Genomic DNA, 20,559 nt, shown 5'->3' with positions numbered 1-20,559 from the left:
TGTCACATCGTTCACCGTTGGTGCCTCAGGTGCTGTATCATCAGTAACGATTACTTGGTCTGAAACATCGCTAGTTTTACCATTTTTACTTGCCGTAGAAGTTAATACAGTTCCAGCTTTTAAAGGTTGATCTAATTTGATAGAAGCTGAACTTCCATCTGCAGGAATTGTCACAGTTCCAATGACGTTATCATCTTGATCTTTTACTGTTATTGTTGCATTTGCTGTTCCATTAACAACAACTTCTGTATCATTATCATCCACAGGATTTATAGTTGGTGTTGGTACTTTAGAAACATCAACAATATCAAATGTATTTACCTCATCATTATCGTAATTTGGTGAATCAATGGCAATTGTATATGTGCCTTCAGCTGATTTAGGAATTGTTACTGAGAATGTGCCATCTGCGTTTACAGTTGAAGTACCGATTACATCACCGTTTGAATTAATTACTTTTGCAGTTTGTGTAGCTGCACCATCTTTTAACGGAACTGAACCTGTCACTACAGTATCATCTGTAGTAATATCAGCTGCATTAGGAATTCCTACTAATGGTGATGTTTTATAATTAATTATTTCGTCACCATCATTCTTACCATCACCATCAGTATCTTCATTTTCAGGGTCTGATAACGATACTTGTCTTTCATATTTATCTAAAAGGCCATCTTTATCATAGTCTTGAAGCGCAAGTGTTGATGTACCTAAAGTATTATTAATTAATAAATTATTACTATCAGTTAAAAAGCCAGCAAATGTAAAATCTTCTTTTTGCTTAGTCGTTTCACGAATTAAGTTGCCATTTGAATCATATTCAGCATTTTTAGTTAAAATATTATTTACGCTCTGATTTAACTTAACAACAATTCTAATCCCAACAGTTTCTGGAAGTGAATTATTAAATTCAATTAATTTATTTAAATTGTCGCTAGTAATTTTGCCATTACCATTACTATCAATTTGTAAATCAGCTACTTTATTTGAAGCATTGTAAGTTTTATCAAAACCACCTAGTCCTTGATAATCATAAGTATCTAATTCAACGCTATCAATATATGGTAATAAATCTTTATCGATTTGATAGTTATATGACCATTGCTTGTTTTTAGTTTTGCTGTATGTGAAAATACCATTTTTCATAATTTGTTGGTCAATAATAAATGCGCCATACTCACCTGGTGCATCATCATAAACAGCAGTACCACTACTTGCTTTGAAGTCACTTTTATTTTCAGGAGAGATATTATTTTCATATTGAATTAAATCACTATCTGCAGAACTTAAAAAGTAACCGCTACTTTCAGATGTTTTTACAATTTTATTTTCTTTAGAATCACGAACATAAATTTGATAGTTTAATTTGTTATTACTTAAATCTCCAGCATCTTTAAGAATATTTGATAATGTATCATCTAATTCAATCTTACCGTTTGTTGCAGAATATTGTGATAATATTTCTGTTCCTCCAAATAAGCCACCGTTAGCTCTAATAAAATTAATTTCCCATATGTTAGAAGGATTACCGTCATCATCATTTAATCTTGTGAACACTACAGGCGTTGAACGACCTGCTGGATTTACGGATATTTTAGTTACGTGATCAGCGATTAATGGGTCTAATTTTAAATCAATTTTGTATCTACTACCTGAGTTTGATCCTGACATATAACTATGAATGTCGAAAGGTATGACGTTTTCATCTAATGTAGAACCTGTTAATGCGCCTGGAGCAAATATTAATGACGCAAATGTATAGTTGTCTAAATAACCTAAAGATTTTTCTACTTTTTCACTTTGTGTTACTGCTGCTCTAAATGCTGTCGGTGTTGCCATAGCACGTAACATTGTTCTTGGCGCTGTAGCTAAAGGTTCTGCAGCTTTTTGTTTGTTAGCTAATTGAATTAAAGACGCTTTTAAAATTTCTAAATTAATATCTTCAACAGAATCTTTGCTATAATCCACGTCTGCATTTTCCATAATAGCATCAGCATCTTTTGCAGAAAGTTGATCTGTTAAGAAATCTTTTACTTCTGTTTCTTTATCTGTTGAAGCTGCTAAACGTTTCGTCAATTGTGACTCATCAACTGATTCACTTTTATTTTCTTGTGTTGTGTCTTCAGCTTTTGAAGTATTAGAATTTGTATCAACTTTATTGTCAGTCACATCATTACTTTCGATATTTTTAACTAAACTATCTGAAGTGTTAGTAGTTGTCGTTTTTTTATTATCTTCAGTTGTTGAAGCTTTGTCATTACTATCTGAAGTTGTATTACTTTTTTCACTGTCATTTTTATTTTCATCATTGTTTGTGTTTGCTTTAGTATCTTCTTTAGTGTCTGTTTCATTAGTGTTATCTGTGTGAGTATCATTCGTAGTAGTTTCTTTTTCAGGAGTTGAATCTTTCTGTTGTTCACTTAAAGGAGTATTTTCATCTTGCGTAGTGTCTGTTTCTGTTGTGTTTTTAGTGTTTGCTTTTTGATCTGATTGTTCTTTATCATCAGAATCATTTGATGAAGTTTGTTCTTTTGCATTATCTTGTGCTTGTGTTGTATCTTCACTATCTTGTGAAGTCGCATTAATGTCTTCTTTGTTATTTTCTTTTGTGTTTTCTTTAGATTGTTGAGCAGTGTCTTGTGTTGTTGCGTCAGTATCTGCTGTTTCTGACGTTGCTGTTGATTCTTCTTGTTTAGCTGTTTGTTGTGAATCATCAACTGGCTTAATATCTTCAACATCTAAAGCTTCGCCTTTATCAGAATTGCTTGTACTATCTTTTGATGAAATTTTGTCTAATTCATCAGCTTTTGCTTCGCTTCCCACTCCAAAAACTAGTGTTGCGCCTATTAATAGTGACGCTGTCCCAACTGTAAATTTCCTTATTGCGTATTTATTTAATTTATTTGATAAAAAACCTTGCTTATTTTTCAAATTTATCTCCCCTTCGAATATTGATGCAATTTAATTTTACACAATAAAGTTATCCGTTGCAAGATCATTTGCTAAAATAATTGAAGCTTACGTATATAAAACTTTGGCAATTGCAACACGTTGCTTTTATCCTCCAGAAATCTCACTTAGAAGCTTGTTTTTAAGTGATTCCAGATTAAGCTGTAACATGAGTTGATTATACTCATCTTCACTTAGTACAATTTTCTTTTGTTTCTTTAGTAATTTAAATTGTTGTTTTACGGTTAAAAAAGGTATGATATTAGTGGTTTGCAGTAACAATTCAGTTTCTTGTATTCTTGTGTGTGCAAGTATTTTCTAAGACATACCAGACCCTTCGCTCCCATTAGTTATAATATCACCCGAACTTGCTAAAAAAATTTTTAACTTAATATTTCCATTCTTAATAATTTCACTTTAAATTATTATACAAATATATTACGCAAACCATTTATAAATTTATTCTTTAATATAAAGACGCATTCTAAAAGAACACGTCTCTAATTGATTATCTTTTATTCCAAAACGGATGTAGAAATGCTAAGTATATAATTGAAAATAATAGAAATGCTAAAATTAAGATTGTTATAAATGAAAATCCACCGGATGCTAAGCCAACCTGTATAACTAAAAACACACAAAATAATTGTAATAATATTAATATAATACCTTTTGCTAATGTCATTTTAATCACTCTCCAAACATTTTTTCATATCTGTCATCTAGTCTATCTTGTAAGCCATTAAGCTCTTTATTAGACATGCCATCTTGACCTGTAAAAATACTTAGTGTCATACTTCCATACATTATAGGTACCCAAAGGATTAACATAAGTAGAAAGGAAGCAATCATGGTTGGTAATCTTTTACCACTTTTAATACCATAGAAGAATTGCTTTAATTTACTTCGAGAGGCATCTTTCATATCATTATCTTTAATATACTTTTGAAAATCTTTTAATTTTTTATTTAGTTTTTCTTTATAATTACTCATTTCATCTCTCCTAATAATTTAATTAACCTTACTAATATCGGGGGTAATGTCGTATTCATATACTTTGTCTTTTAGAAGTTTCTTGTCACGAATCTGTAATTTATAGGACTTAGGATTACCTTTTATCTTATAAATAATATCTAATGATACTGTCATTCTTGGACTAAAGGATGTGCTTTCGATGTATCTTTTATCATTCGCAAACTCCACCATGTTAGCTTCTTTGCCATCAGTAATTAGTTTGAATGTTTCATTTGGCTTAAGTGGATTATCTTTATTTTTTAAATTTTCAATGCGCATATGAACACGAACCTTATTTTTGTATTCGGTCGGATAGTCATTATATGAAATTTTATATCCACTCATTTCTATGCTTTCATCTTTATTTAATTTAGTAGTGTTATTTTTAAAAATGAAGAAAAGCAAGCAAATAAATAATAAGATGATAACGATAGCTATTAATTTTTTATTTTTAATATTTAGCATGATTGTTCCATTCCTTTTGCTGAAGTTTAGTTATTTGAATTTGTTGTTTCAGGTACGTTGATTGTAATAAAAGCAGTTCATCAATCACTTTTTCTCTCAAATCAGGGGGTGAAATGATACGTATATTGGATCGATACATAAAACAGAGTTGAATAGCTTCAAGCCTTGTCATCTTAAAAGTGACAATAAGATAATGCGTATCATATTTTTCTATTACATGAATTTGATAATATCGATGCATTTTTAACCACACATCTTTAGAAATTTCAAACGTGATATAGGTTTGTAACTTTAATTTTTCATGTGTATCTACAGATTTTTCAGACAAACTCAGATTTATTTGATTAATATCATCGATATAAATTTCATCGTCCATTCGATATACTAAGTGAAAAGCATGCATTTGATAGTATATCGATAAAGGTAATAATAGTTTTTGATTGTAGTGAAGATATTTATTTTCATTCATTGCTTGAACAGCTAATGATGATGACGAAATACTTGCTTGATTTTTATCTATTTCAAAGCGATTAAGATATTTTAATAATGCAGTTCGATGACCTGAATGATGTTTGACGATTAACAATTTAAGATATTGATAAAAGTAATGGCTTAATTTTGGTGTAGTCAGGTATAAAGCAGTCAAAATATCATACATAAAATACATATTTTCACTTTTATTTTGTTCAAGCTTATAACTTTCTGATTTATAATCGTACGTAATTTCTTTAGGTGCACTTATCCATGATTTACTTTCATATAAGAAGTTTCTTATATCATCGATATCTCTTTGTATCGTTCGAGGACTTGTTTCAAGTTCTAATGTAAGTGATTGCTTGTTGACGGATTTATTTTGTAGTAACCGATTGTATATTGTTAATATTCGAAATGCACGATCCAATATGTCACCTCCTTTAAGTTATATATTACAAAATTGGTTTGTCACAATAAGTCAATACTTTGCTTACTTAATAAAAGTTGAGAAAAATATTTTTCAGATAAAAACATTGATATCAAGGGATTTTATAAATATTGGAAAGTGACAAAATAGCGATAGTGACAAAATACGGCTATACCTCTATCTTTAAATCATGTTGTCTAATGGAATAGGTGTTACTATCTGAGAAATAATATGGTCATAAAATAAAATGCCCATCATTTCACTGATGAGCATTAACCGTTCGGTTACATTGATATCTTCAGGAGATGGCGTTACATCGCCACTTGGATGATTATGACCAATCATAATACTATTTGCGTTACTGAGTATCGCTGTTTTGAATATTTCTCTAGGGTGAATCACTGTTTGGTTAATAGAACCTATCGATAGTGTTTGAATGTGTGTAGGTTTATTTTTACTATTCATACATATGAGAATGAGATGTTCTCGGTCACTGTTTCCAATGAATGAACGCAAGATTTCTGCCGCATCCTCAGGGTTTGAAATACGATTTTTTAGGTAACTTAATCTATCTGATTTTATCATTTGTAGTGAAACAATATTGATTTCCTTCATCGTTTACCTCCATATATAGGTTATACTTTCAAAGTCCATTTCTGTCTCGCTTTCGGATTAAGGGGATGCATGATTTCTTTGGTTACGGGGTTCACGAGTTGTTTTACTTTCTTCTTATGTGGTTTCAACATTTCTAATACTTCATTGACACGCGTTTCAACAACGGGTTTTTTAGCGTAAGCACCCCATGCTAATATCACTTCATCTGATTCTTTCACTGCCTTCATAATCTGAATGCCTGTATGATTATCATAGGCATTTTCTAAATGTTTGAGATTGATAGGGGTTGTAATATTAGAGTATAGATTCACAAAATTGATTGAGCCAAATGCATCCATTTCTGAAACTTTGTTCATAATGAGTTGTGTGGTTAGGTCAATATTGAGAATGCCATCATAATGCGGATACATTGTGATGATTGTGATTGTTTGTTTTTCACTGTCCCATGTTTTCTTAAGTAGATAACGATGTTGTTGGTCATCACTGAATATGGCTTCAGTTTGTAATGTGCTTTTGATTGTTTTCATATGTTTTTTCTCCTTAATTAGTATTCTTCGGGTAGTAACATGACGTAATAAGAAAGGTCTACATCATCTTCTCGGATAATGTAGACCTTATTCATATTGATAGCTTTTGAATAATTCGCTTTATGAGTTTTGACGTACTCAGGACGTTCTTGTTTGTGTTTGATATATAGTTGGTTATTGTGCATATTTAATTGGAATATATGAAAATAATCCAATGATTCCTTGCCTTTTGATTGTTTTTGTTCTCGCTCAGATACGAGTTCCCATAATTGATGTTGTAATGTGATAGGTAAGTTGTTGGCGATACCACGGGTGATATATCTATTCATAAGATATCTCCTTTCGTTCTGATTCTTTCATCCATGTAATGATTTCGCTTAGGATAGTGATTGCTAGTTGTGTGATTTTGATATATTTATGCATATTATTGTCCTCCTGTTAGTAAGTATCGTTGATCCAAAAGGGGCATGATGGTGTTGTGTAGATATAAGAAATCCATATCGTGATTTTCATCGATATAGCCGATGGCTATGAGCTGTTTCTGATAGTAGAGAATGAATGGGTAGATATTACTTTCGTGAAGTGTATCAGAGTAGTAGGTATAGGTTTGAAGTATTTTATTACTTAGTGGCCCAAGCCTTACATATTGGTCAGGTAGGATATCATCAGCGATTTCCTCGATAGATTCACATTCCCACTTTTCATTCTTTGGTAGGTTGAATAAATTGGTTATATAGTGTTTGAGTTGTAGTTCTAATGTCATTGTTATGACCTCCTAATGTGTTTGATTGATGTATGCATGTGTTACATCATTTAGATAATATATATTTGATTTTTATTTCATTTCTCTCACTTTTGTCACTAAAAGCTAAGTGGTAAAAGTGGTAATTTGGTCGATAAAATAATCGTTTCGACCGTCTATTTCGAATTGGAATTTGGGCATAAAAAAAGGCCCCCAATCTTTTTTCAAAGATTGAGGGATAAGACTTTCGTCAATTTTATACCTTACAAGTTTCACTTGTTTATCTGTAGTAATTTCAATAGAATCAATCAACATCTTCATAAGTTGATTTTTTGCTTCTGGTGTAGCTTCTTTTAAATAGACACTAAATCGGCTAATCATCATGGTTAAGCGGCTCTTAAGTTTATCATAATTTGGTACTTCAGCTTGTGATTCCGTAGCTTGTTGTGCTTCTTTAATTTGCTTATCTAGCATCTCTATTTGTCCATTCATCTGACTTTGTTTTGCTTTTAACATTTCGCTGTCCATTTCATCATCTAAGAACAATTCTAACAATCGTTCTTGTTGTGTTTTAAGCTTAGCTTTTTGTTTTTCTAAACTATCAATGTCATATTTAATTCCTGTTTGGTTACTATGCTTTTGTTTCAGTTCTTCTATCACATTTGACGCAATCTGCTTGATAATATCTGGTTGGGACAGAATACGATTCAAATGAACATTAATTACACGCTCGACGACTTCAGCATTAATCGCATTACTATGACAAGCAGAACTCCCAGAACGGTTAAATAATGAACAAATGTAATAACGCTTGATTGTTCGTTCTTTTGACTTTTTGGTTTTATAATAAGTCCGTCGACATACCATATTATTACCGCATTCTGGACATTTAATAAGGCTACGAAGGTAAAAATCTCCGCCAATAGGTCTGCCTGGTTTAAAACTTTTAGATGCTAATTTCTCATGAACTTGATCAAATACTTCTTCACTTATAATGGCTTCATGTTTTCCTTTGACCAATATCACATCATTTTCCTCACTTTTACCACCTCTTCGCTGAACTGCCCAGTTTTGATGGTTATTGAATCTAACAAAACCTTTATAGACTGGATTATTCAAAATATATTTCACGCCGAACACTGAAAATGGCTTTTGATTAATGGTGCGATATCCTTTTTTGTTCAGTACTGTTGTAATTGCCTTAAGTCCTTTATTATGATTTAAGTACAAATCGAATATTTCTCGAACAATGTTAGCTTCATTTTCTTCTATGACTAAATCGTTTTTCTGTGTAAGTGGATTAATTGATAATTTGTAGCCTAAAACTCGACCTGTGATTGCCTCTCCACTACGCGCCTTAGCATTCATCGACATCTTGACATTACTGATCAGTGTTGAACGTTCGATTGATCCGATTAACCCAAACATTGTAACGAGTACTTCTCCAGAAGCATTGGATGTATCAATATTCTCAGAAATCGATTTATAACCTACGCCATGCTCTTTGAATTCATGAATAATATTAAATACGTCTCTCATTGAGCGAGAAATACGATTCAATTTCCAACTTAATACCATTTCGATTTTATTATCTTTAACATCTTGTAATAGACGTTTCATTGCTGGTCGACCTTCAATATTTTTACCTGATATACCAGAATCGATATAAGTTTCATAGTCATAACCTGGATAGTTTTTCACAACCTCTTTGATGAGTACTTGTTCTTGCTCATGGATTGAGTACCCATGCTCCGACTGCTCTGACGTACTAACACGTGAATAAAGTGCAATTTTACCCTTCATGTCATACCACTCCTTTTATTAGATTATTGCTACAGACCATCGGTCTTGTAACATCATATGGATAATATATATTTATAATTTCGTTTCATTTTTATCACTTTTCCCACTTAATCATATGAGTACTACAGGCAGTTGCCTGTAGTACGTAATTAGATTACTTACCTTTATTGATACGTTCTTCTATGATAGGCACAAGCACTTCTACAAATGCTTCAATTTGTTCATTATTCATCGTCAAAGTCCTCCCAATCAAAGTCCAAATTCTCTTCATCTAATGCCTCATCGTCTGTTATATTTTCATTTTTATCTAATGAAATAATATTATTTTTTTTCGAAATATCATGAATCTCTTTTTTATCGGCTTCTTTCCAACCTAAATCAATCCAATAATCGTAGCCATTGTATAGTTTGGTTTGAGTATCAAAGTTTGCTTGAATTAACTGTTTAATAACCTGAGAACTCACCTTTATTTCTTCATTAATAACTTTATTTAACTCGGATACTTTGATTCGTGATCCTGGTTTGATTTCTATAAGTTTTCTGAGTAAATTAATACACTCTTTCTGATTTGCAATACTTGCGGACCTGCTAGAAACAAATTCATATCCAAAATTTAACCAATCGTGAGTAATTTCAGTGACACGACTATTTTCAAGGTACTCGATATCTGCTTTTTCAATCTGTTGATACACATACATCAAGTAAAGAAAGATTTCTTTCTTCTCACTCTGGAGCTTATCAATCAATGAAATGTCCGCTTTTTCAACATAATACTCACATGGAATAATATTAATTCGACGCTCCAAAGCTTTCGCATGTTCAGGAGGAAAATTAAGTACCGCATTTGTACTAAAAATAAGTTTCAAATCCAAAGTGACTTCCACTTGAGTTTTTCCTTTACGATCAACATGCATTGATTCTACAGATAATAACTTTTTGAAGTCATTTACAATCTGTTCTTGAATCCTAGATTGCCCTATTTCATGACTTGCCATTAGACTTTTGTCAATTAAACTTTCTTTGTCAAAGCGACCTTCAAGCTCATTAAGTGGCTTAGATACAATATCTTTGCTATAGAAAAATGATTTAACTAGTTCAATATATACAGATTTCCCATTCTTAGCTCCACCATATAATATGAGGCCTCGACGGTATTTAGTATCAGCCGTCAATAACACTGCTGTATGTTGAAAAAGAAAGTATTGTAAATCATCGTCATAATTCGCAAGTTCTAACATATATTGATTGAAATGTTTGGGTATCTGGTCAGTAATCTCATCATTTTTATCTAACGCTAAATTTAATCGCGTTTTTGGAAAAATGTCGATTGAATTTTTAACGACTTTGAATGTATTAAGACCGAACATATTTTCACCACAACCAATATAGTGCTCGTTCTCGACAAGTTCTTCTACATCTGTTGATTTTTGTAGACCTTCAACCACATTATTCAGTGCACTTTGCGTAGGCGTATAACCGATTAACAGTACTTGTATCATTTTTGATACAAATCCTTTTAACTCGTCTTCACTTAGCTTTTGCCAACCGTTAATTTTGAATATATACAGTTCCGAATTGAAGCGTTTGATATGAAAAACTTTTATCATCATGTCTATTAATATTGTGTCACTTGGTTTCTTCTTAATACCGAAATAGCTATAGATGTTAGGTCGATAATCCGTATCTTTTGGGATATTAAGTCGTAACTGATCGATAAGTTCGTTATACACTGTTTCACCTTGTACCGTTTCTTCTATTTCATCATCATTGCCAATACTCATGGTTAGGATAGCAATCAGACCTTGACGGTCGACTGCCTCCTTAGCCACACTTATTATTGTTGTTAACATTTCGAATATATGTTTCATTATAATATGCCTCCAATTTCATTTAATGGTGCTACATCGTGTACATAATAATTACCATTATATTGACCAATAAAGATTAAATGCTTTCGGTCAATGTAAGGTTCATATGTTTTGTGACCCACGCTATAGTTGCTATGATTCTTTAGCCAATCATTTATTGACACCTGTTTAGCTGTCGCATGTGTTGAAATATTACGATTCACGTATACAATCTGATTGTTCACTTCAATTTCATACGTGAATTGGTGTTTTACTTCACCTGAGAAATCTGTTTGGCTCACAGAATGTAACGTAGCTACATATATATTATTTTCTTTAAGTGGTGTAATACTTGGAATGTGTAAGCTTTGTCCTCTATCATTATTCATGGTCTACGCCTCCTATTTCTTCCACTCTCACATGTGCAAATTCACCATTGAACAACTGGTTAGCCGTATCTTTCATTAACTGACCCACATTTTGTGCAATTTCTTCATCTTCACATTCAATCATAATCGCATCGTGTATCGGTACTATAATCTTGAACGTTTTTTGTTCGCACTGTGCTTTGTACACTTCCAATAGAATGTGCTTGAAAATATAACTCGCTACCGTTTGTACGTAGATTGCCATAATACTGCTACCTTGAAATGCGCTCATATCATGCTCAATACCATACGGCATAGGCATGGAATTACTCTTTTCGAGGTGCTTCTTAAGTTCAATGACTTTTGTAAATTGGCTGACCGCATCCAACCATTGCACTTCACTTACATAATGTTTCAACTTGAATTTAGGGCTATCGAAGTTGCCGCCAAATAGAAACGAACCAATAAATGCACGTTTAACAAATACTCGTAGCTCATCTGATAAGCCTAATTCACTTAGCAATGCGTCATACAGTCCGTCTTTCTGATTTAAAAAGTCAATCAGTTTTGAATCTTGAGTCATGTACGCAACAACCGAAGGTTCAAATGAGTTGAAATCGATTGTATACACCTTCTTAAATTTTGAAGGTAAAATCGTATGTTGAACTGCTTTAGGTAAGCCTTGAAGATTAAAATTTTTAGTTGTAATTCGATGTGTTCGTGTACCAATCAACGATAATTGCGTATATAATCGATTCGTACCACTTAATGCCTGTTCTAACCTTTCAAATAGCTTTTCGATCTTATCAGAATGTTCATCATTCTTGGCTCTTTCAAGCATTGTTGCTTTGATATCCGGTAATTTATCGATATTAAGCGTAATAGGTTCTGATTCAATCTCTTCCTTTAATGCTTCCAACCCTTGATGTACTCCCACGTATTGGTCTAATTTAGCTTGTTCACCAGCTAAAAGTGCATTATATTTTTGATCTAACTGCTGGCTGAATTGTTGTTGTAATTGTTGAACGTCATCTTGGTTAGATGATTTGTCCATTAACCATTGCTGTATTTTGTTACTCTGAGTCAACGACATCAGTTTGTCTCTTGTCTCCATGTAAATCTTCTCCTTTATGGTTGAAAGTGGCGCGCTCACTTTCAACTTAAAATTTGTTCAAAACGTTTTGACAAGACAATCTTAATACTAAATAGAGGTCGTTGATGAAGTGGCAAAAAAATTCAAAAAAATTCCCACCAAGCAAATAAGCTCAATCCCTTTATATGAGGGATTGAGCTTACCAATTATTTATTAATTTTCTACTTAACTTCAATTAGAGCTTTTTCGGTTATTCCTTCTTTTTAACAGTTGATTCTTAAATTGCTTCATTAACATTGCCATTGGGATGTTATTTTCGTGCGTCTTAGTCACTTCAATTTCATTATTATAAGCATTATAAAATGATTTATATTCATTAATATAGCCATTTTTCATATCATTATAATGTTCAGTCTTATTAATGTATCGGTCTATCAATGTTACAACTTGTTGCATATCATCCATAAAATATTGGAACATTTCATTGTCTATGTATGAATGACTTTTCTGATTTAATACTGCTGCAGAATGAAAGTCTAATCGTTTACGTAACTCTAGTAAATGCTTTCTAATTTGTTCATCTTCATTAAAAAACTCAATATTGTCATTAATGATCTTTATCTTATTATCGAAGTCATATTTTTTAGATTGCTTATTTAAGTTTTCCTTTTTGTTAAGCTCTTTATCTATCATTTTCGATACATCTCTAAGGAAATAGTGCTCCATATCTCTAAATGTTTGTGTTCTGTGATGAGGTTTAGCATTTCTCATTCCCCATCCATCTGCAGCTCGTTGAACTTTATTTAGTATCTTAACTAATAACCAATCTAATTGTTCATCTCTATCATATATGAATGCTTTTTCATCATTTATATCTTCTGTTACTACATTATCTGTTAATTGATTTACAAAATAATTATATCGAAAATCATGCTGACTTGACTTTTCACTCGTTTGAGTATGTTCATTAATTCGTTCATTATATTTACTTTCTGAAAATGTTGAGTAAACAGCTTCATGTATAGCAAATGCAATTTTATCACTTAATTCCACTTGTTTATCTATTGGTAATTGACTCATTACTTCAGAAGCTAATTGTAACTTATCGTTTATTTTACTGCCTGAATCAAACACCTTTTTTACATCTTGGTATGCTTTTTGTGCATGTATATGTAACTTTAATGGTTTAAATTCAATTTTATCTATGTCATTCTTAACATTTTTAATAAAATTCGCATATTGGGTAATATCAATATTTTCTATCGCATCTTTTCTCAGCCTTACATCTTCATCCGTAATTGCTTTTGGTATGTTATCATCTGTCATATTATTTAATAAGACACATAATATATCAAAAGCAATACCATTGAAACTATAAGCAGCTCTTTCACTTTCACCAGAATTTTTTTGAAATTTCTTCATATCAACCTTATAAATATCAACTAATTTATCAATTCTTTTCTGCAATTGAGCTTTGTTTTTAAGACCTAAAGCTTTCTCGAGATCTTTCTTTGTATATGTTTTTTGAATTCTTTCTTTGAAATTAGATTTACTCAACCTATTCACCTCTTCGATTCATTAAAATTAATATCAAAAGCTATTAATTAGTAAAGTTTCCGATTGCCTTATTAAATTAATTATTTGGGATTCTTTCAACATTTGGTCTTCAATTATTTCAGCCGAAGAATGATTGATTGGATTGTATTGGCGTAATCTATATAATTCACTCAAAAAATTATCAATGTTTTGTTTTTTATAATAATTTGGATTTAGTTCTTCAAAATCCTTTTTTACATTATTTACTTTATAATGTCTATGATAATCTGGTAACTTTCTTTTAGTATATGAAATACCTTTATAGCACATTAGTAATGAAACTATTCTATCAAAATAAGTTTTATAATAAGCAAATGCTTCTAGTGTATCACCATTTTTGTCATGAAATTTATATAAAAAGTAAAGATACCATACTTTTGAACTATTATCTGAAAATGCATTCTTTAAATTTAAGTTTAAAATATAGTTATATTCTTTATCTAGCTCTTTTAAAAAATCCTGTTTACAATATCTATCAATGTAATCAATAATTTCTGAATCTACATCTTTAACTTTACTCATTAAGTCATTATGTTGAAAATTTCTCAACAATAAGTAATTAATACTTATTGATACATCAAAAGAATTAAATTTTTCCTTATTAAATAACTCATTTAATAAAAATTTGATTAAATCACCATTATTCGTCTTTAATATAATTCTTAAAAATATATTGATATTATAATTTATAAAATTGTAATCAGTTAAAATAAGTCGTTTTATTTTACAAATAATTGCTTCATCTTGAAATAACTCATCTTCATAATATGCTAAATATCTAAGTACTTCATCTGAAGAGTATGTAATACCTTCTTTAGTAAAATATTTATCTAATATTTTTTTAAAATTTTCATGGTTGTGAGAATACGCTAAGTTATATAAATCATCTAAAAAATAACCTATATTATATTTATCATAGAAATAAGCAATGTCAATTTCTTTTTTATTAACGTAATGATTATACAATGCAGCATTCAATGTCTCATTTACTTCGTTAGATTTTCCTAGTTTTGTTTTATTTTCATTTAAATTTAGTTTAACTTTTCTATATGCATCAATTACTGCATTTTTAATCCTTGATGATACTAAATTTAATTCATCTTCCATAGTATTAAAAAATATATACAAATCATCTACATAACGAATAATTTGGAAACTTTCTATTTGAGGTTCATTCTGTAATACTGTCTCTAATTCATAATCAACCTTATCCAAATATATATAAGTTGCTAAATAAGATAAACTTGCACTATTTTCTACAGTAGGAAATTTGTTCCCACCGATTTGTTGTAATAATCTTTTATAAATCAAACTACTACGTGTATCAAGTACTTCTTCTCGTTCGTTTATTAATTTAAATAATAAGTTCATATCAATAGCATCAAAAAAATTGCTAATATCAAATTTATAAAAATTATCATATACACTTGAAAGTGCGTTTATATCTGCAAAAAATTTATCATAACTATTCTTATAAGAAAATTGATTTTCATTTAAATCACCTGAATAATAACACCGAACATTTTTCGACTTACGAGTGTATTCTTGATTGATATGATAACCTATTGCTTCTATGTAAAGATATACAAACGGAGAAACAAGAGACATATTTCTAAAAGAAGCACTTGTCTTTTGAGAGTAGTGAGATGGAAAATTAAAAGTGTTATATTCCTTAAAAATAGCTCCATTTTTAATAAAATTTTCAAAAAATTTTTCACTTGATATTATATTCTTACTATTTTCTGTTAACTTCGAAAATGGGTACCACTGAATGTAACTTTCTAGTTTTGACCCATTTAAATTAAAGAATGATTTACATACATTTTCCCAATCATTGAAATTTATATTAATCACTATTAAAATCCTCCCAATTAAATTACAAATTTATAATTATAATCCACCTTTATTTTTGGCTTTTATTTTAAAATAAGTTGTTCAAAATCTAATTTTTAGTTTTATTTGTGATAAGCTTCTGCGTATCGGTTAATGATGCGGTTTTTTAGTTTTTTATACTCAAATTGTTCTATACACGTCAGTGCCTACTGAAATATATTTTTCTAAAGAAGGTGATATCGTAAAATCACCTCATGAAATAACAAGTGATGTCACAGATATTATTATCGAATATATGAATTGATAGATAAGTAGCTCAAAATGACTTAGAGATAAGTTTAAGATCAGAACCATGAGGTAATATTAACCTTATTGTCATAACTTATTTTTTAGTTTTATTTGTCATACGCTTCCGATGTTTGTCGACGTGATTGGCGTTTTGAGTTTCGCACTTGTCGCTTATTTTATTTTCAATGTGAGTGAACATGACAAATGGATTTATCATGGTGGTTTTTATTTAATCTCGTTTGTAACGTTGTTTACGATTGCTAGTGTGGTTCACCCTTCTGGATTCTTCGCAAAATTCATGGGTAATCCGCTATTCGTCACTATCGGTAAACGCTCATATAGCTTATATTTATGGCATTATCCGGTCATTGTCCTTTTACATCGCCATTTTGTCGCAGGACAAATTCCAAGTTATGTGTATGTCATTGATATTGTGCTAATGTTTCTGTTTGCCGAATTATCGTATCGCTTCATTGAAAATCCCATCCGTAAAAAAGGATTTCGTGCGTTTTCATTCAAACCGACGCACGTTCAGCACTTTGGACGCTTAGCGCTCGTCGTAATTTTGGCGATTCCTCCGCTCCTTTTTTTGAGTGGGCAGTTTGATGCTTTAGGCAAAGCACATAGTGATCAAAAACAAACGGAATTCCAAAATCAAACGGCGAAAAAACCTAAAGCAGAACCGACCACTACAGCAGAATCTTCTAAAGTGGACGCCAAGCAACTTTCGCCACTGTTAATCGGGGATTCGGTCATGGTAGATATCGGTAATGTTTTCCAAAAAGAAGTGCTAAATGCCACAATTGATGGTAAAGTGGGTCGCCAATTATCCGAAGCCAACGCCCTCATCACTTCGCAATATCAAAGCTTTGCGCAACCGAAAAAAGATGTGGTGATGCAGTTAGGTACAAACGGAGCCTTTACCGAAGACCAAGTGAATCAAATTATTGACGATTTAGGCGATGCCAACATTTATTTCGTGAATGTTCGTGTGCCTCGTGATTATGAATAAAACGTCAATGATAGCTTGAAAAAAGCCGCTGATAAACATAAAAATGTGCATCTGATTGATTGGCATAAAGCTTCTGGGGGGCATCCTGAATACTTTGCGTATGACGGTGTTCACTTAGAATATGCGGGACAAAAAGCATTAAGCAAACTGATTATTGATGAACTGAAAAAACAACATGAACATGACAAATAATGTGCTAAGGATAGGATACTACGGTCGCCTATAATTTAGAAAGCCGTCAAAATTTATCAACAGGATAAGTTTTGATGGCTATTTTAATACAACTTAAATCAGTATAAATGAGACAGATTTTATAGCTTTGAGGTGTGATTTAATATAGCAAATTTGATTGGTTCCTAAGCCGAGACTTCAGAGGCATCTAGCCGAAACCGAAAATCCATTTTAAGATTGAGTTTATCTCAATCTTAAACTATGGATCACCTATTCACCCATTTTCATAGGTGTACTGAATACGTAACTCATTTCATTCGTAACGTCTTCACGCAGAGGTGAGGCGCCTAGAAAAGTGAGGCTTTATGGAACAATCAAACAAATAACATTTTTATATCCCACCCCATTTGGTATCCAAAAGGGTTATATGGTAGGATAAATATAAACTAAAATACGTTGTTATTACATTATTTTTTTATCAAAGTGAGATGCATATCAACCGAGTCAAAGAGGAGGAATTACTGTGAAACGTCAAGGTCGCAATCGGGATTATCCAAGAATTGAAAAGATTTTAGATGATGGAACGATTATTGCTTACGACAAATTTAATCAATTGAATACCGATTTAAATATTAATACGTTAACCGATCATCAACAACATGAGGTCTTCGGTGGTATTCTCATCCGTCCTCAGCGTCGCACTAATGATTACAATGAAAGAGACTATCGCCGCGAACAATATCAACAACAAGAAATTGAATCTTCTAAGCGTAAAAACAAATGGTTAATGGTCCTCCTCTTTATCGTGGCCATCGCGCTTGTCGCTTTCATCGTCAAAGCTTGTACGGGGGCCAACGATTCGTAACAAACGTCTAACACTGAACCACAGTCGGAACAAACGAATCCAAACGATTCCCAAGTGGTCCAACAAAAAATGATCAACTCCAATAACAAGTTGAAGAAGCGAAAAAAAGTATTGAAAATAACCAATCTGATACCCAAAGTAAAATCGATGCGCTCAAACAAGAAATCGCGAATTTAAAAAATAGTGCAAACAGTCAACAAGCCGAAAAAGTTGTCAATGACTATAACAAAACCGCAGACAACTTACAAAATGCGGAAAATGAACGCCAAAACGGCAATAGTGATGAAATGCAACGTGAACTCGATAAAGTAAACAGCAAATTACAAGATATTAAAGATAAAATTACGGAATACTTTAACAACAAATAAGAGACGGAATGAGCGTATCAACGCATTTTATATAAATGTTCCATAAAAAAGCGCGCCCATCTATTTGAAGATGAGCGCGCTTAATTTGATTCACACATTTTTAAGAATAAAATGTTTTGCCACGACGTGATTCTAAAAATTTCATCACGTCTTGATCAATGTTGTTGTCGTATTTTTCATGAATTTCAATGACTTTATCAATACCTATCGCATCCATCATTTCGAATGGTCCAATAGGTGAACGTGAGTTGATATGCCAAGTTGTATCAATGACATTGTATTCTGCAATTTCGTTAACGTATAAATCTTCAGCGGCTTTGAATAAAGACAATAACAATTTAGATAACACGCCATTGTTGTCATTCGCGACGGCTTGTTGTAAATGTTCGTCAGATGGTTTTTCGCCTACAGGAATGTCCCAAGTTTCATATTCAGGGTTTGGATATGTGTAGAATCCTTTACCTGTTGCTTTACCAAGTTCACCATTTTGGATTTTGACGTTATTTTTGTCAACGTACGCTTTTTTCCAAGGTGTGCCGTCTTTTTCATATTCTGCTTGTACGATAGCAGTATTTGTATTTAAACCAACGACGTCAATCGCACCGAATGGACCCACGTTCATACGTATAGCGTTCATCCAAATTTTATCAATTTCTTGTGGTGTTTCTTCTTCATTCGCATACATTTCTTCAGCCACGTGGAAGAATGGCACAAGAAGTGAGTTTTGAACGTAACCTGCATGTTCTTTTTTAATTGGCACTGGGTGTAAGCCCATTGCTCCTGCATATTCAACAACTTCATCAAATACAGCACGATCTGTGTCTTTAGTCGCCATAATTTCGCCGACATTATTTAACCAAATTTCGTTCGCAAAGTGTAACGCTAAGAAACGATCTGTACGTCCTGTCGCATCTTTAAAATCACTTGGTAATAATGTTGAGGAGTTTGTTGCGAAAATTGTTTTTTCTGGCGCAACTTCTCCAAGTTCTTTATAAAATGATTGTTTTATTGATAATTTTTCAGGAATGGCTTCAATCACTAAGTCCGCATCTGCGACAATTTCTTTTAAATTTGTTGAAGTTTGGATGCTTTTAACGGTTGCTTTTAATTTGTCTTCTGGCGCATCTAAATCTTTAATATAACGCGGTACTAATTTTTCTAAACGGTCTTTTGCCGCTTCAAGCCCTTTTTCATTCACATCATAAATTGAAACGTTAAAACCTGAATACGCAGCCTGAAAAGCGATTTGGCTACCTAATACACCGCCACCAGCGACAACTACATTTTTAATATTCATCTCTACACTACCCTTCAGAAATAATTTTAGTAAATACCTTTATTATGACATCTAAAAATTAACAAAATCATGAGGTGTTATTTTTATGGGGTGTCACAATTTATCCACAACATAAGTATAATTAATATACCTTTGAAAATCAAAAGAAGAGATTTCCACTCGCAACTGTTTAATTTGGAAAACTCTTCTTATTTCGTGGCTTTGTTTAAACTTATATAGTAGATATGCGCTTAGTAAAACCTTGTAATCACTAATATTTAAACGACTGTCATCATTATAGAACCCCTTGTTTCATTGATTTTTCATAAACGGCCAACCTTAAAATGGAACTTAGCAAAACCATTGTTCATACACATTCATTTAATAAGTGTTCTTAGTTCTCATTGTTACTTATATTTTGACTATACTATTTTAATATCACATCTAAGACTTGTTGAATATAGGCTTCTTTAGACAATTTCAAATCATTTTTGGCAAAATAATAAAATTCATTTGAAAAGCAATTCAACAACAAATGTGTTTTAAAATGGCCTTGTTCTGTTTCATCCAGTTGTTCACTAATCGTCTCGGCCAATTGTTGATAAAATGGGATTTGTACGATTGAAATCGAACGGTTAATCGACTTTTCAATAAAAGGTTCTGTTGCAAAGTTGAATTTATAGTATAATTTTAACAAAAAGGAGTCTTCTGTATGAACTATTTCAGATATAAACAATTTAACAAGGATGTTATCACTGTAGCCGTTGGCTACTATCTAAGATATGCATTGAGTTATCGTGATATATCCGAAATATTAAGGGAACGTGGT

The 20,559-nt window shown here is 31.8% G+C and carries 19 protein-coding genes and 2 pseudogenes; 4 read left to right on the top strand and 17 right to left on the bottom strand.

The window, feature by feature from the left end; genetic code table 11:
• From F1592_RS11015 to F1592_RS10945, 15 genes and pseudogenes are all read right to left on the bottom strand, one after another.
• A partial coding sequence (locus tag F1592_RS11015; protein WP_149814184.1) for an Ig-like domain-containing protein occupies positions 1-2,928 on the bottom strand: 2,928 nt, incomplete at its 3' end.
• A 129-nt stretch (positions 2,929-3,057) separates the two neighbouring features.
• Positions 3,058-3,315, bottom strand: a pseudogene (locus tag F1592_RS14050) (ABC transporter ATP-binding protein); the annotation flags it as partial.
• A gap of 321 nt (positions 3,316-3,636) precedes the next feature.
• Positions 3,637-3,939 (bottom strand): hypothetical protein, encoded by a 303-nt coding sequence (locus tag F1592_RS11005; protein ID WP_149809690.1) that lies wholly within the window; start codon positions 3,937-3,939, stop codon positions 3,637-3,639.
• Positions 3,940-3,957: 18 nt separating this feature from the next.
• Entirely contained in the window at positions 3,958-4,425 is a 468-nt protein-coding gene (locus tag F1592_RS11000) for a hypothetical protein (RefSeq protein ID WP_149809689.1), read from the bottom strand.
• Complete coding sequence (locus F1592_RS10995) at positions 4,412-5,326, bottom strand: WYL domain-containing transcriptional regulator (protein WP_149809688.1); 915 nt, start codon at positions 5,324-5,326, stop codon at positions 4,412-4,414. Before F1592_RS10995 ends, F1592_RS11000 begins: the two co-directional genes overlap by 14 nt.
• Before the next feature lie 183 nt (positions 5,327-5,509).
• Entirely contained in the window at positions 5,510-5,941 is a 432-nt protein-coding gene (locus F1592_RS10990; RefSeq protein WP_223197238.1) for a JAB domain-containing protein, read from the bottom strand.
• A 20-nt stretch (positions 5,942-5,961) separates the two neighbouring features.
• On the bottom strand, positions 5,962-6,468 hold the full coding sequence (locus F1592_RS10985) for a DUF1643 domain-containing protein (RefSeq protein WP_149809687.1): 507 nt from the start codon (positions 6,466-6,468) through the stop codon (positions 5,962-5,964).
• A gap of 17 nt (positions 6,469-6,485) precedes the next feature.
• Positions 6,486-6,797, bottom strand: coding sequence for a DUF960 family protein (locus tag F1592_RS10980; RefSeq protein ID WP_031796663.1), 312 nt, complete (start codon positions 6,795-6,797; stop codon positions 6,486-6,488).
• A 95-nt stretch (positions 6,798-6,892) separates the two neighbouring features.
• The gene (locus F1592_RS10975; RefSeq protein WP_107547100.1) at positions 6,893-7,231 is read right to left on the bottom strand and encodes an SAUGI family uracil-DNA glycosylase inhibitor; all 339 of its coding nucleotides are present in this window, start codon (positions 7,229-7,231) and stop codon (positions 6,893-6,895) included.
• Positions 7,232-7,336: 105 nt separating this feature from the next.
• The gene (ccrC, locus tag F1592_RS10970) at positions 7,337-9,013 is read right to left on the bottom strand and encodes a cassette chromosome recombinase CcrC (RefSeq protein ID WP_149809686.1); all 1,677 of its coding nucleotides are present in this window, start codon (positions 9,011-9,013) and stop codon (positions 7,337-7,339) included.
• Between the two features lie 224 nt (positions 9,014-9,237).
• Positions 9,238-10,881, bottom strand: a complete 1,644-nt coding sequence (locus F1592_RS10965; RefSeq protein WP_149809685.1) for a DUF5906 domain-containing protein — start codon at positions 10,879-10,881, stop codon at positions 9,238-9,240.
• Positions 10,881-11,249, bottom strand: a complete 369-nt coding sequence (locus F1592_RS10960; RefSeq protein ID WP_037576907.1) for a hypothetical protein — start codon at positions 11,247-11,249, stop codon at positions 10,881-10,883. Before F1592_RS10960 ends, F1592_RS10965 begins: the two co-directional genes overlap by 1 nt.
• Positions 11,242-12,342 carry a DNA polymerase gene (locus F1592_RS10955; RefSeq protein ID WP_109028172.1) on the bottom strand — a complete coding sequence of 367 codons (1,101 nt, stop codon included), beginning with the start codon at positions 12,340-12,342 and terminating at the stop codon, positions 11,242-11,244. The genes F1592_RS10960 and F1592_RS10955 overlap by 8 nt, the downstream gene beginning before the upstream one ends.
• A 210-nt stretch (positions 12,343-12,552) precedes the next feature.
• Positions 12,553-13,878, bottom strand: coding sequence for a DUF6038 family protein (locus F1592_RS10950; protein ID WP_149809684.1), 1,326 nt, complete (start codon positions 13,876-13,878; stop codon positions 12,553-12,555).
• A gap of 33 nt (positions 13,879-13,911) precedes the next feature.
• Entirely contained in the window at positions 13,912-15,771 is a 1,860-nt protein-coding gene (locus tag F1592_RS10945; protein ID WP_149809683.1) for an AbiA family abortive infection protein, read from the bottom strand.
• Positions 15,772-16,189: 418 nt separating this feature from the next.
• Between F1592_RS10945 and F1592_RS10940 the strand changes: the two genes are divergently transcribed.
• The 3 genes from F1592_RS10940 (at position 16,190) to F1592_RS10935 (ending at position 18,086) form a co-directional block, all read left to right on the top strand.
• Positions 16,190-17,050, top strand: coding sequence for an acyltransferase family protein (locus F1592_RS10940; RefSeq protein WP_064205411.1), 861 nt, complete (start codon positions 16,190-16,192; stop codon positions 17,048-17,050).
• A 15-nt stretch (positions 17,051-17,065) separates the two neighbouring features.
• Positions 17,066-17,242, top strand: a complete 177-nt coding sequence (locus F1592_RS13640; RefSeq protein WP_157948032.1) for an SGNH/GDSL hydrolase family protein — start codon at positions 17,066-17,068, stop codon at positions 17,240-17,242.
• 502 nt (positions 17,243-17,744) lie between these two features.
• Positions 17,745-18,086 (top strand): hypothetical protein, encoded by a 342-nt coding sequence (locus F1592_RS10935; protein ID WP_149809681.1) that lies wholly within the window; start codon positions 17,745-17,747, stop codon positions 18,084-18,086.
• Between the two features lie 468 nt (positions 18,087-18,554).
• Here F1592_RS10935 and F1592_RS10930 read toward each other — a convergent pair whose 3' ends face one another.
• Both F1592_RS10930 and F1592_RS10925 read right to left on the bottom strand, forming a co-directional pair.
• The gene (locus F1592_RS10930; RefSeq protein WP_317450610.1) at positions 18,555-19,769 is read right to left on the bottom strand and encodes a 3-hydroxyacyl-CoA dehydrogenase; all 1,215 of its coding nucleotides are present in this window, start codon (positions 19,767-19,769) and stop codon (positions 18,555-18,557) included.
• Positions 19,770-20,157: 388 nt separating this feature from the next.
• Positions 20,158-20,427, bottom strand: coding sequence for a hypothetical protein (locus tag F1592_RS10925; protein ID WP_149809680.1), 270 nt, complete (start codon positions 20,425-20,427; stop codon positions 20,158-20,160).
• 15 nt (positions 20,428-20,442) lie between these two features.
• Between F1592_RS10925 and F1592_RS10920 the strand changes: the two are divergent.
• Positions 20,443-20,559, top strand: a pseudogene (locus tag F1592_RS10920) (IS6 family transposase); the annotation flags it as partial.

The sequence above is a fragment of the Staphylococcus sp. GDX7P312P genome (assembly GCF_008385775.1).
GTDB lineage: Bacteria > Bacillota > Bacilli > Staphylococcales > Staphylococcaceae > Staphylococcus > Staphylococcus haemolyticus.
Note: the sequence above shows the minus strand (reverse complement) of the source record. Positions and strands in the feature narration are given on the sequence as shown.

Bases quoted from the DNA above. Each gene is read 5' to 3' on its own strand.
- F1592_RS11005 (WP_149809690.1), bottom strand. From the start codon at position 3,939: ATGAGTAATTATAAAGAAAAACTAAATAAAAAATTAAAAGATTTTCAA.
- F1592_RS11000 (WP_149809689.1), bottom strand. From the start codon at position 4,425: ATGCTAAATATTAAAAATAAAAAATTAATAGCTATCGTTATCATCTTA.
- F1592_RS10990 (WP_223197238.1), bottom strand. From the start codon at position 5,941: ATGAAGGAAATCAATATTGTTTCACTACAAATGATAAAATCAGATAGA.
- F1592_RS10985 (WP_149809687.1), bottom strand. From the start codon at position 6,468: ATGAAAACAATCAAAAGCACATTACAAACTGAAGCCATATTCAGTGAT.
- F1592_RS10980 (WP_031796663.1), bottom strand. From the start codon at position 6,797: ATGAATAGATATATCACCCGTGGTATCGCCAACAACTTACCTATCACA.
- F1592_RS10975 (WP_107547100.1), bottom strand. From the start codon at position 7,231: ATGACATTAGAACTACAACTCAAACACTATATAACCAATTTATTCAAC.
- ccrC (WP_149809686.1), bottom strand. From the start codon at position 9,013: ATGAAGGGTAAAATTGCACTTTATTCACGTGTTAGTACGTCAGAGCAG.
- F1592_RS10965 (WP_149809685.1), bottom strand. From the start codon at position 10,881: ATGAAACATATATTCGAAATGTTAACAACAATAATAAGTGTGGCTAAG.
- F1592_RS10960 (WP_037576907.1), bottom strand. From the start codon at position 11,249: ATGAATAATGATAGAGGACAAAGCTTACACATTCCAAGTATTACACCA.
- F1592_RS10955 (WP_109028172.1), bottom strand. From the start codon at position 12,342: ATGGAGACAAGAGACAAACTGATGTCGTTGACTCAGAGTAACAAAATA.